General features: G+C 66.0%; 11 protein-coding genes. 4 read left to right on the forward strand and 7 right to left on the reverse strand.

Features of this window, described 5'->3' with window-relative positions:
* Positions 1 to 25: 25 nt before the first annotated feature.
* Genes KQ910_RS14295 through KQ910_RS14305 form a run of 3 tightly spaced genes read right to left on the reverse strand, consistent with a single transcriptional unit; the run spans position 26 to position 2468 of the window.
* Positions 26 to 1153, reverse strand: coding sequence for an acyltransferase family protein (locus KQ910_RS14295; RefSeq protein ID WP_216961382.1), 1128 nt, complete (start codon positions 1151 to 1153; stop codon positions 26 to 28).
* Between the two features lie 31 nt (positions 1154 to 1184).
* Entirely contained in the window at positions 1185 to 1982 is a 798-nt protein-coding gene (locus tag KQ910_RS14300) for a phytanoyl-CoA dioxygenase family protein (RefSeq protein ID WP_216961385.1), read from the reverse strand.
* Between the two features lie 42 nt (positions 1983 to 2024).
* Positions 2025 to 2468: a GNAT family N-acetyltransferase gene (locus KQ910_RS14305; RefSeq protein WP_216961388.1), complete on the reverse strand. Its 444-nt coding sequence runs from the start codon at positions 2466 to 2468 to the stop codon at positions 2025 to 2027.
* A gap of 74 nt (positions 2469 to 2542) precedes the next feature.
* Between KQ910_RS14305 and KQ910_RS14310 the strand changes: the two genes are divergently transcribed.
* From KQ910_RS14310 to KQ910_RS26980, 3 genes are all read left to right on the forward strand, one after another.
* Positions 2543 to 3712, forward strand: a complete 1170-nt coding sequence (locus tag KQ910_RS14310) for an alpha-hydroxy acid oxidase (protein WP_216961391.1) — start codon at positions 2543 to 2545, stop codon at positions 3710 to 3712.
* A gap of 86 nt (positions 3713 to 3798) precedes the next feature.
* A complete protein-coding gene (locus tag KQ910_RS14315) occupies positions 3799 to 4368 on the forward strand; it encodes a ZIP family metal transporter (RefSeq protein WP_216961394.1) in 570 nt (189 codons plus the stop codon).
* A gap of 98 nt (positions 4369 to 4466) precedes the next feature.
* On the forward strand, positions 4467 to 4592 hold the full coding sequence (locus KQ910_RS26980) for a hypothetical protein (RefSeq protein ID WP_255560196.1): 126 nt from the start codon (positions 4467 to 4469) through the stop codon (positions 4590 to 4592).
* A 62-nt stretch (positions 4593 to 4654) separates the two neighbouring features.
* Here the strand turns inward: KQ910_RS26980 and KQ910_RS14320 are convergent, their stop codons facing one another.
* The gene (locus tag KQ910_RS14320) at positions 4655 to 5845 is read right to left on the reverse strand and encodes an acetyl-CoA C-acyltransferase (protein ID WP_216961397.1); all 1191 of its coding nucleotides are present in this window, start codon (positions 5843 to 5845) and stop codon (positions 4655 to 4657) included.
* A 163-nt stretch (positions 5846 to 6008) separates the two neighbouring features.
* Positions 6009 to 8102 (reverse strand): 3-hydroxyacyl-CoA dehydrogenase NAD-binding domain-containing protein, encoded by a 2094-nt coding sequence (locus KQ910_RS14325; RefSeq protein ID WP_216961400.1) that lies wholly within the window; start codon positions 8100 to 8102, stop codon positions 6009 to 6011.
* A gap of 179 nt (positions 8103 to 8281) precedes the next feature.
* Between KQ910_RS14325 and KQ910_RS14330 the strand changes: the two genes are divergently transcribed.
* The gene (locus KQ910_RS14330; RefSeq protein WP_216961403.1) at positions 8282 to 9280 is read left to right on the forward strand and encodes a Bug family tripartite tricarboxylate transporter substrate binding protein; all 999 of its coding nucleotides are present in this window, start codon (positions 8282 to 8284) and stop codon (positions 9278 to 9280) included.
* A 3-nt stretch (positions 9281 to 9283) separates the two neighbouring features.
* On the opposite strand, the gene KQ910_RS14335 is transcribed toward KQ910_RS14330, so the two are convergent.
* Positions 9284 to 10669 (reverse strand): amidase, encoded by a 1386-nt coding sequence (locus tag KQ910_RS14335; RefSeq protein ID WP_216961406.1) that lies wholly within the window; start codon positions 10667 to 10669, stop codon positions 9284 to 9286.
* A gap of 184 nt (positions 10670 to 10853) precedes the next feature.
* Positions 10854 to 11942 carry a mandelate racemase/muconate lactonizing enzyme family protein gene (locus KQ910_RS14340; protein WP_216961409.1) on the reverse strand — a complete coding sequence of 363 codons (1089 nt, stop codon included), beginning with the start codon at positions 11940 to 11942 and terminating at the stop codon, positions 10854 to 10856.
* Between the last annotated feature and the right edge of the window lie 61 nt (positions 11943 to 12003).

Raw genomic sequence — 12003 nt, forward strand, 5'->3', positions numbered from 1 at the left:
TGAAAGGGGCACGGAACGGTGCTGGTCAACGAAAGGCACCGCTCGTGAAAAGAATGGCCATCGCGGTGGCCAGGATGGCCGCCGATGCGACCAGGAAGGATCCCAACAGGACGCGCCGGTTGCGAATCATGCGGCGCATGCGGATCGGCATTTCCACGAGGTGATAGGTGAGGCTCGCGAGACCCGCCGCAACGACTAGGGCCAGGGTGGCCTCGACTGGTGTCAGCAGGCGGCCCTGGACGGCGACCGCGAGAGACAACAGGGGCCAGTGCCAGAGGTAGAGGGCGTAGGAGATCTTGCCGACGTAGCGGATCGCCCTCACCCGAAGGACGGCGTAGTGCTCCCTGTCGAGTTCGAACAGCGCGAGCGCGCCAGCGGTGGCGAGGCACGCGACCAGGGTCTTCACCGTGACGGCCAGTGGTCCCGGATACGCCGGTACCAGGGGAGCGAGGATAATCGCGCCCACTGCGATGATCGACAGGATGGGACGGGGTGGCTGGGGAGCTTCCCGGATCTTCCGAACCAGGCAGAAGACCAGGACGCCAAGCGCCAACTGCCAGAATCGTCCGGGCAGCAGGAAGAAGGCGCTGTGCGGTGAAACGCCCATCGTGCCGAAGACGAGGTAGAAGACGAACGACAGAGCGGCGGCGCCGATCAGGGTCGGCCAGAAGAACTGGCGGCGCGTGGTCGTCAGCAGGCAGAGCCCCGCGAGGAGCAGGTAGAACTGCTCTTCGACCGCCAGGTTCCATGTATTCAGGAGCGGATTGGCCAACGGCGGCGTGAGCGCGTCGCCTCCGAGCCAGAAACTGAAGTTCTGGAGATAGAAAGGCTGCAGGAGGAGCGATTGCCCGAAGATCGCGAGGTCGACTGGCTTCAGCAGCACGAAGCTCGCGAGAGCTGTGAGCATCACCGTCAGGAAGAGGGCCGGCGCCAACCGACGGAAGCGGGAGGAATAAAAGTCGGCCAGCGTGGTTCGACGTTCCAGGACCGGAAAAAGATAGGCGCGCGAGATCACGTAGCCCGAGATGACGAAGAAGATGTCGACGCCCAGGAAGCCGGCCGGCACGAAGCCAGGATAGGCATGGAACAGGACGACCAGCGTCACCGCGATGGCGCGGAGCGTGTCGATCTCGGGCAGGTACCGGCGAATCAACGAGAGGCGTTCCTGGGGCGTGACTTCGGGATCACGCTGCCTTCAGGACTCCGTCGTCCGCCTCGAGGGGCAGGGGGTGCCAGTTGCGCGACACGACCCAATCGGGTCGCGGATTGTCGCCGAGCGCCGGCCTGTTGGCGACGGTGTTGCACGAGACGTAGATGTGCCAGCGGTCGTCCGCCGAGAGATTGTGGCCCGAGGCGTGCAGCACGTTGCAATGGAACAGCACGCAGGTGCCGGCGCGGCCGGTGACGGCAACGGGCTCCGGCGAGGTCTTGAGGATCTCGATCATGCGTTGCTTCGGCATTGCCCAGAATTTGTACGACGTCGATTCGTCGTAGACCGGCTCGATGCGGCCGATCTTGTGGCTGCCCGGAATGAGATAGAGCGCGCCGCCCATCTCCGTCGTGTCGGTCATCATCAGGTTGAAGGTCGCCATGTCGGGCTTCCGGCAGCCGTCGCGCATCCACGAGCCGTAATCCTGGTGCCACTGCCAGACCGTACCCTCGATGGCGGGCTTGGTGTTGATCTTGGTGTGATAGACGTAGACGCCGTCGTCCTTCAGCACCTGCTGCACCGGCCGCAGCAGGCGCGGCGTGCGGACCAGCGCGTGGAAAGGCTTCGAGCGGGTCGGTCCGTCATTCTCGTGGACCCGGAAGATGGTGCGGACGCCGCCGGTATGCTCGCGAACGACTTCCTCGCTTTCGACGCCGGAGAGCCGGGCGACTTCGCGGCGGAGGACGGCCACTTCGTTGCGGTCGAACAGGTCGGGGAAGACGAGGAACCCGTCGCGATCGAACTGCTCGATCTGCTGGTCGGTCAATTCCATGCCGCAGCCTCCCTTTCGTGTCGTTCTTCCGGCAACGCTAACTCAAGGGTCCATCACGTAATAGACCTTTTTCTCCCGCCGCATGCCGAGACGGTCGTAGAAGCGTTGCGAGCCGGAATTTCCCTCGCCGGTTGTCCAGATCACCCTCGTGTCGCCGCGCTCGCGGGCCAGTGCCCGGATGCCTTCGATCAGTCTCTCGCCGACCCCCGCAGAGCGTGCGGAGCCACCGACATAGAGTTCCTTGAGGAACAGCCCGTGGCTCAGGTTCGGGGCGGGGAAGTAGGGATTGAGAATGGCAAAGCCCAGGAGCACCCCGTCCTGCTCCGCGACCAGGCACATCGTACCGCCAGGCGGGGTGGCGATGAGGAAGGCGGCGCCCGCCTCACCCGCACCCCGGGCGACGGGCTTGCCGTAATGGCGCTCGTGCTCCTCCAGGAGGAGGGCGAGCTGGGCGTCGTCGCCCGGTTTTGCGTGCCTGATTTGCATGGACGCCCGTCTAACATCGCTGGCCCGCGTCCTCAAAGAACGGCAAAATTGGTGTCAAGCGGGAGTCATGATCAATGGAAGACGTCGTCAATATCGAGGACCTGCGCAAGCTCGCCAAGAAGCGGCTGCCCAAGATCGCCTACGACTTCATCGAGGGCGGCACCGACGACGAAGTCGGGCTCACGACCAACGAGCAGGCCTTCCGCAAGGCGCGCATCGTGCCGCGCTACCTGGTCGACGTCTCGGTGCGCGACCAGTCCACGACCCTGTTCGGCCGCACCTACTCGAGCCCGATCGGCATCGCCCCCACGGGCCTCGCCGGCCTGTTCCGCCACGGCGCCGACCTGATGCTGGCCGAGGCCGCGCGCGACGCCAACGTGCCGTTCATCATGTCGGGCTCCAGCACCGGCTCAATCGAGGATCTCGGCAAGCTGGCGCCCGACCATGGCTGGTACCAGCTCTATTCCGCCAAGGACCAGGCCGTCTCGGAAGACCTCATCAAGCGCTCCGCCGATGCCGGCCTCAGGACGCTGGTCTTCACCGTCGACGTACCGGAAGGCTCCAACCGCGAGCGCAACACGCGCAACGGCTGGGCACGCCCGCTGAAGCTCACCTGGAAGACCAAGTTTGAGGCGCTGATGCATCCGGCCTGGATGATGCAGTGGCTGAAGCACGGCACGCCCTATTTCGACAACTGGGCGAAGTATGCCGGCCCCGACGCCACGGCCGACAAGGTAGCGGACCTGGTCGCCTACCAGAATCGCGCGCCGATGACCTGGAAGCACGTCGAGCGCTTCCGTGAGCTGTGGAAGGGCAACTTCGTCCTGAAGGGCATCATGCATCCCGATGACGCGATCCGGGCGCACGCGCTGGGCGTCGACGGCGTCATGGTCTCCAACCACGGTGCGCGTCAGCTCGACCTGGCGCCGTCGCCGCTCGAAGTGCTGCCGGCGATCCGCGACGCGGTCGGCGACAAGATGACGGTAATGTTCGACGGCGGCGTGCGCCGCGGCCTCGACGCCATCATCGCGCTCTGCATGGGCGCCAAGTTCGTGTTCGTCGGGCGTCCGACGCTGTACGGCGTGACGGCGGGCGGTATTCCGGGGGCGGCCAAGGCGCTGCAGATCTTCCGGCGCGAGGTCGACATCAGCATGGCGCAGATCGGCGCGACCTCGATCGCCGACCTCGGGCCGCAGTTCATGATGTGGAAAGACGACGAGGATCTGCGCCGCAACAAGCGCTGATCCCGGCTACACTCGCTTCATCGCGTTTCGACGCGGGGTCCCGCTCTCTCGCCAGACCGTTCTTCGTTCTGGTCGGGAGAGTCCGGATGTTTTCTTCTTTCGCATCGTCGTCGCCGATTCTGGCCGGGGCGCTGGCCAGCCTTCTGGCAGGTCTCGCCACCGCGGTCGGCGCCGTTCCGATCCTCGTCATTCGCAAGCTGTCTGAGCAGGCGCAGGACATCATGCTGGGCTTCGCCGCCGGCGTGATGCTGGCGGCGTCGTTCTTCTCCCTGATCATTCCCGGCATCGACGTCGCGCAGGAGCAGGGCGCCACCAAGCTGGGCGCCGTCACCCTGGTGATCGTCGGCATTCTGTTCGGCGGCGCGAGCCTCTGGCTGGTCCATCGTTATCTTCCGCACGAGCATTTCGTGCTGGGCCGGCAGGGCCCACTGACGCCGCGCGTGCGGCGCATCTGGCTGTTCGTCATTGCCATCACCCTGCACAACTTCCCCGAAGGACTGGCGGTCGGCGTCGGTTTCGGCGGCGACGATCTCGGGAAGGCCGTGGCGCTGGCGATCGGAATCGGGCTGCAGAACATGCCGGAGGGGCTGGCTGTCGCGGTCGCGCTGCTCACCTTGAACTACAGCAGGGGCAGGCGTTCCTGGTCGCGCTGCTGACGGGACTGGTCGAGCCGGTCGGAGGCCTGCTTGGTGCCGGCGCCGTCACCTTCGCGCAATCGCTGCTGCCGTGGGGGCTGGCCTATGCCGGCGGCGCGATGATCTTCGTCATCAGCGACGAGATCATCCCCGAGACCCACCGCCGCGGCTTCGAGAACCGCGGCACGGTCGGCCTGATGATCGGCCTGGTGGTGATGATGTTCCTCGACGTCATGCTGGGCTGAGCAAAGAAAAAGCCTCCTCCGCCGGGGCGGAGGAGGCTCTTCTTGAACCAATTTGCGGTGGCTTACTGCACGACCTCGAAGAGGCCGGCGGCGCCCATGCCGCCGCCGATGCACATCGTCACGACGACGTTCTTGGCCTTGCGGCGACGTCCCTCGATCAGCGCGTGGCCGGTGCAGCGTGCGCCGGTCATGCCGAACGGATGGCCGATCGAGATCGAACCGCCGTTGACGTTCAGCTTTTCGTTGGGGATGCCGAGCTTGTCGCGGCAGTAGAGGACCTGCACGGCGAAGGCTTCGTTCAGCTCCCAGAGGTCGATGTCGTCCATCTTGAGGCCGAAGCGCTTCAGGAGCTTCGGGATCGCGTAGACCGGGCCGATGCCCATTTCGTCCGGCTCACAGCCGGCGACGACCAGGCCCTTGTAGATGCCGAGCGGCTTCAGGCCGCGCTTGGCGGCTTCGGCATCGCTCATGATGACCGAGGCCGAGGCGCCGTCCGAAAGCTGGCTGGCGTTGCCGGCGGTGATCCACTTGTCGGGACCGGCGACCGGCTGCAGCTTGGCCAGGCCCTCCAGCGTCGTCTCCGGACGATTGCCCTCGTCCTTGGTGAGCTTGACCGTCTTCTTGGTGGTCTCGTTCGTGTTCTTGTCGGTGACCAGCATCGTGGTCTCCATCGGCACGATCTCGTCGTCGAACTTGCCGGCCTGCTGGCCCGCCGCTGTGCGGAGCTGGCTCTGCAGCGAGTACTCGTCCTGCGCCTCGCGGCTGATCTTGTAGCGGGCGGCGACCGTGTCGGCCGTCGTGATCATGGCGTGGTAGATGCCCGGAACGTGTTCCTGCACCCACGGATTCACCAGGCGGTTCTTGTTGCCGCCCGGAGGACCCTGGACGAGAGAGACGGACTCGAGGCCGCCGGCGATCATCACCGGCACCTTGTCGACCAGCACGCGCTGCGCGGCCATCGAGATGGTCTGCAGGCCCGAGGAGCAGAAGCGGTTGACGGTCACGCCCGAGACGCTGACCGGGGCGCCGGCGCGCATCGCCGAGACGCGGGCGACGTTGGAGCCCGTGGTGCCTTCCGGCGCGGCGCAGCCCAGGATCACGTCCTCGACTTCGGCCAGGTCGACCTTGGCGCGCTCGGCGGCGTGCTTGATCACATGCGCGCCCATGTCGGCGCCGTGAGTGTCGTTGAACACGCCGCGGAACGCCTTGCCGATCGGCGTACGGGCGGTGGAGACGATTACTGCATCAGCCATTTTGAACTTCCTCTCTCTCTTCTTGGTTCCTCCCCATTCAAATGGGGAGGTGCCACGCGAAGCGGGGCGGAGGGGTCAGAGGCAGCGGTCGTGCGGCCTCTGACCCCTCCGTCTCGCGCTTCGCGCGAGCCACCTCCCCCGCTGACGGGGGAGGGTTGTTGGATCAGACGCTAGAGAACTTCTTGCCTTCCTGCACCAGCTTCTTGAGCAGCGGGGCAGGTTCCCAGAACGGGTCGCCGGAAGCGTCGCGATACTTCAGCAGCGCGTCGTGGATGGTCTTGAGGCCCACCACGTTGTCGGCCCACCACATCGGGCCGCCGCGATAGACCGGCCAGCCGTAGCCGTTGACCCAGATCACGTCGATGTCGAGCGAGCGCTGGGCCATGCCCTCTTCGAGGATCTTGGCGCCCTCGTTCACCATCGGGTAGAGCGCGCGCTCCAGGATCTCCTGGTCGGAGATGGCGCGGCGCGTGATGCCGAGCTTCTTCGAGGTCTCCTCGATGATCTTCTCGACCTCGGGGTCGGGGATCGGCGTGCGGTCGGGCAGATTGTACTTGTAGTAACCAGAGCCGGTCTTCTGGCCGAAGCGGCCCAGCTCGCAGATCGCGTCGGCGACGTAGCCGGTGTAGCGCACGTTGCGCTTTTCCTTCTCGTTCTTGCCCTGGCGGATGCGCCAGCCCACGTCGTTGCCGGCGAGGTCGCTCATGGCAAAGGGGCCCATCGGGAAGCCGTAGTCGTAGACGACCTTGTCGATCTGCTGGGGAAGGGCGCCTTCCTCCATCATGTAGGCCGACTGGATGCCCCTCATGCGAAGCATGCGATTGCCGACGAAGCCTTCGCAGACGCCGACGAGGACCGGGATCTTGCCGATCTTCTTGGAGAACGACATGACCGTGGCGATGACGTCCTTCTCGGTTGCCTTGCCGCGCACGTTCTCCAGCAGCTTCATGACGTTGGCCGGCGAGAAGAAGTGCATGCCGATCACGTCGCCGGGCCGCTTCGTGTAGGAGGCGATCTGGTTGACGTCGAGGCCGGACGTATTGGTGGCGAGGATGGCGCCGGGCTTGGCGACCTCGTCGAGCTTCTTGAAGACGACTTCCTTCACTTCCATCGTCTCGAACACCGCCTCGATGATGACGTCGGCGTCCTTGAGGGCGTTGTAGTCGAGGGTCGGCGTGATCAGCGCCATGCGCTTCTCGACGTCTTCCGCCTTCATGCCGCCGCGCTTGGCGGTGTTCTCGTAGTTGGTGCGGATCGTCTTGAGGCCACGGTCGAGCGCCTCCTGGCTGGTCTCCAGCAGGGTGACGGGAACGCCCGCGTTGGCGAAGTTCATGGCGATGCCGCCGCCCATCGTGCCGGCGCCGATGATGCCGCCGGTCTTGATCTCGCGCTGCGGCGTGTCGGCCGGGACATCCTTGACCTTGGCGGCCTCGCGCTCGGCGAAGAAGTAGTAGCGCTGCGCGGCCGATTCCGAAGAGGTCAGCAGCTCGCTGAACAGTTCGCGCTCGCGCTTCATGCCCTCGTCGAATGGCAATTCGACAGCGGCCTGTACCGTCTTGATGATGTTCCACGGCGCCTTGAAACCGCGCGCCTTGCGGGCGATCGACTTCTCGGTCTCGGCGAACAGGTCGGGTGATTCCAGGTTGACGGTGAGGTCGCGGACGCGGCGCAGCGGCGCCTTCTGCGCCAGCAGCATCTCGGCATGGGCGATCGCGCCCTTCAGCAGGTCGCCCTCGACGATCGCGTCGACGATGCCCTTGCTCTTGGCTTCGGGCGCCGGGATGTGGCGGCCCGAGAGCATGGCGTCGAGCGCGTACTTCGCGCCGGTGAGACGCGGCAGGCGCTGAGTGCCGCCGGCACCCGGCAGGAGGCCCAGATGCACTTCCGGCAGGCCCATGCGCGTGGTCGGGAGCGAAACGCGATAGTGCGCCCCCAGCGCCGTCTCGAGGCCGCCGCCCAGCGGCGTGCCATGCAGCGCCGCCACGATCAGCTTGGGCGAATTCTCCATGGTCGAGATTACGTCGTTCAGGTTCGGCCCCGACGGCGGCTTGCCGAACTCGCGGATGTCGGCGCCGGCGATGAAGGTCCGGCCGCCGCCGATCAGGACGATGGCGTCGACGCTGGAATCCTGGCCGAACGCCTCGACGCCCTCCTTGATGCCGGCGCGGACGGCCGCGGCCAGCGCGTTCACCGGCGGATTGTTGATGGTGAGGATTCCGATGCGCCCCTCTTTGGAGCGTATGACAGCGTCGGACATGGACGTTCTTCCCTGGTGAGACCCGTTTCGGACGGGTGGTCTTAGCAATCTCTGCCTGCCCCGCCCAGCGGCCTCGCGTTTCGCCTTGCGGAGATAGGTGCAGTTACACAGCCTAGCTCCTGACAAAGTCAGCCGCTATGCATCGCCGCACAAAAACGAAACTGGGAGGCCTTGAGCCAATGACCAAAGTAATCACCACCCGTCGCAGTCTCCTGCGTGCCGGCGCCGGCCTGATCGTCGCCGCCCCGTCGATCGTGCGTGCCCAGGGAGCGGCCTGGCCCAACAAGCCGATCACCATCGTCGTGAATTTCCCCGCTGGCGGTCTCACCGACGGCATCGCCCGAGCCTTCGGCCAGTCCGTGAGCCAGGCCACCGGCCAGCAGGTGATGATCGACAACAAGCCGGGCGCCAGCGGCAACATCGGCGCGGCCCTCGTCGCCCGTGCACCGGCCGACGGCTACACCTTCCTGCATTCGGTCTCGAGCACGCTCATCCAGAACCGGGTGATGTTCAAGACGCTGGGCTTTGATCCCGACAAGGATCTCACCGTCGTGTCGGGCACCTCTTCCGGCGTACTGCCGGTCGTCGTGCACAAGTCGCTGCCGGCCGAGGTGAACGACCTCAAGTCGTTCATCGAGTACGCCAAGAAGAACAAGGTGAACTTCGGCTCGTGGGCGATGGGCTCATCGGCCCACATCTTCGCCCAGACATTGAACGAGAAGTACGGGCTCACCATGGAGGTCGTAACCTACAAGGGCGAGGCGCCGATGTGGCAGGACATGGGGGCGGGCCAGCTGCAGGCCGCCATGGGCAGCCCGCAGGCGATGAACGCGCTGATCGTGAAGGGCGATGTCCGCGGCATCGCGGCGCCGTCGAAGGTGCGCGCCCGCGTATTTCCCAACGTGCCGACCTCGCGCGAGCAGGGCTTCGACGACGATGCCTTCACCGTATCGGGCTGGCTGGCGCTGGCTGCGCCCGCCGCGACGCCGAAGGATATCGTCAAGAGGATGTCCGATCTCTGGGTCGCCGCCGCCGACTCCGAGCCCGGCAAGAAGATGATGGACAGCTTCGCCCTCGTGGAGAAGCCGATGCCCCACGAGGAAGTCATGGCCGACTATGAACGGCTGAAGACGGTCCTCATCCCGCGCATCGTCGCGCTGGGCATGAAGCCCGAGTAGCGATCAAGCCGAGACCCGCTTCAGGGTTTCGTCAAACCAGCGCGCGAGGCCGGTCATGCGGGCGTCCTCGTGCTGCTGGCCCATGAGCTGCAGGCCGACCGGCAGGCCGCCGACGCTCATCAGCGGCAGGGTGACGACCGGCGCGAACAGCATCGAGCTGGGAGCGTTGAACACGAAGTCACCGGTCGGACGCGGCGCCAGCGGCTGGCCGGGCACGTCTCCGGACCAGACCGGCGCCGGACCGGGGCAGGCGAGCGTGATCGCCGCATCGGCAAGCGGTGCCATCGTTGCATGCATCCGCTGGGCGTTCTGGCGAGCCAGCAGCGCCATGCGATAATCGTCGAGCGACATCGTCTCGGCCTTCGCAAGCGTCGCCTTGGCACGCTCGCTGACGCCGGCCGGATTGTTGTCGACGATGCCGCGCTGTCCCCAGCGATTTTCCCAGCTTGTGACGCCACCGCAGACGTTGCGGCCGTTGGCGATCGACTGTTCCAGCGCCTCGACCCAGGGATGATCCTTGCGGCGGATCAGCTCGACGCCGGCGTCGCGCAGTTGCTTCAGCACGCCGTCGAAGGCGGCCTTGGTCGCATTATCGACCTCGGCCCAGCCCTCGGTCTCCAGCACGACGAGGCGGTTCGGCTTCACGGCGGCGGGCAGCGTCGAGGGACCCATCAGGCCGACCTCGCCGCGATCGCCGCCGGCGCGCCGGGCAATCTCGATCGCGACCTGCCACATGTCCTGCAGCGAATTGGCGTGCGGCCCGTGCGTGCTCTGGCTCGTCGCCTGGCGCTCGCCGCGATTGATGCCACCCTGCGTCGGCTTCAGCGCGTAGTTTCCGCAATAGGCGGCGGGGCGGATGATCGAGCCGCCGACCTGCGTGCCGATGGCGGCCGGCACCATGTTGGCGCCGACGGCAGCGGCCGAGCCGGAGGAGGAGCCGCCCGGCGTACGCGTCGCATCGAACGGATTGGTCGTGGCGCCGGGATGCGAGCCGCCCAGCTCGGCCGTCACCGCCTTGGCGAGGATGATCGCGCCCGCCTGGCGCAGCGCCCAGACGGCGGCATTGTCGCGCTTGGGGAAATTGCCCTTGAAGGCCTCGCAGCCCATCTGCGTGGGCATGTCCTTCGTTTCAAGCAGGTCCTTGATGGCGAGCGGCATGCCGTCGATGGCGGAAAGCGGCTTGCCTTCCTTCCAGCGTGCGGTGCTGGCGTCGGCTGTTTCACGGGCGCCCGCTTCGTTGATCGCCGTGAATGCCTTCACCACCGGCTCGCGCGCCGCCACCGTCTCCAGGCAGCGTTCGAGATAGGCGCGCGGCGTGTCGCTGCCGTCGGCGAAGCGCTTCGCGGCATCGTGGAAGGTAAGCGGCTTGAAATCCTTGTACGCGGTCATCGCTGGTCGGTCCTCTGTGGATTGGCTATCGAATATGATTCAAGGGTCCTTCGCTGCGCTCAGGATGACACCATTTTTTTCAGCGGCGCACTGCGCAAGCCCCAGCAACTTTGTCATCCTGAGCGCAGCGAGGGACCTTTGCTTCGTTCGTCGTGGCTCGGCAGACCGACCCTAGCATGGGACCTCAGCGCACCCGATAGCGCTCGATCGCATCCGGATCGAAGGTGAAGCCGAGGCCCGGACGGTCAGGCACGGCGATATGGCCATCCTCAACCGCGATGGGCTCGCGATAGAGCTTCGACGTCCACGGCATGTATTCGAGCCAGGTCGCGTTGGCGAAGGCGCCGAGCAGGGCGATGCTCTGCTGGGTGAAGAGATGGTTCGAGATGGCGATGTCGTGCGCTGCCGCGAGGTGCGCCACCTTCACGAACTCGCTGACGCCGCCGACGCGACCGAGGTCGGCCATCCAGATGTCGGCCGCGCCGTGCGCCAGCATCTCGCGGAAGCCGTAGCGCGTCGCTTCGGTCTCGCCGCTGGCGATCGGCGTGTCGAGCGCCGCCGCGACCCTCGCCGAGCCGCGATGGTCGTAAGGTGCGACGGGCTCCTCGAACCAGGTGAGATCGAATTCCTCGAGCTTCCGGCCGAGCCGGATCGCATGGTCGGCCGTGAAGCCACGGCTGGCGTCGCACATCAGGGACACCCTGGGGCCGATCGCCTGGCGCACGGCGGCGACGCGCTCGACGTCTTCTTCGACATGCGCCTTGCCCACGCGCATCTTCACGCCGCGAAAGCCCTCGGCCACGTAACCGGAAGCTTCCTTCGCCAGCTCGTCGGGCGTCGCCGACAGCCAGAGTCCAGCGCTGGAATAGACCGGGATGCGATCGTGGGCGGCGCCCAGCATGTGGGTGACGGACTGGCCGAGCGCTTTGCCCTTGGCGTCCCACAGTGCGGTGTCGACGCCCGCGAGGCCGAAGACCGTCACACCCTTGTGGCCGAGGAAATAGAGCTCGCGCCACATCCGGTCCCAGAAGCGTTCGGCGTAGCGGATGTCCTCGCCGACGAGGGCAGGCTTCAGACTGTCGACCATTGCGCGCAACACCTCGATCCGCCGTCCGCCCAGGGTGAAGAGGAAACTCTCGCCCGTTACGCCGACGTCGGTGTCGACGAAGATCAGAACGCAGCCGATGCGGTCGTTGCTGACGCCGCTGGAATTGCGCGTCGGCCGGTCGAGTGGCACTTCGACGAGAACGGTCCTGAGATCGGTGACGCGCATCGCTTCTGTTCCTCCAGGATCGGCTGACTCGAAAAAGGTTGCGTCACGAAAGTGTGTGACC

Source organism: Reyranella humidisoli (genome assembly GCF_019039055.1).
GTDB classification, from domain to species: Bacteria; Pseudomonadota; Alphaproteobacteria; order Reyranellales; family Reyranellaceae; genus Reyranella; species Reyranella humidisoli.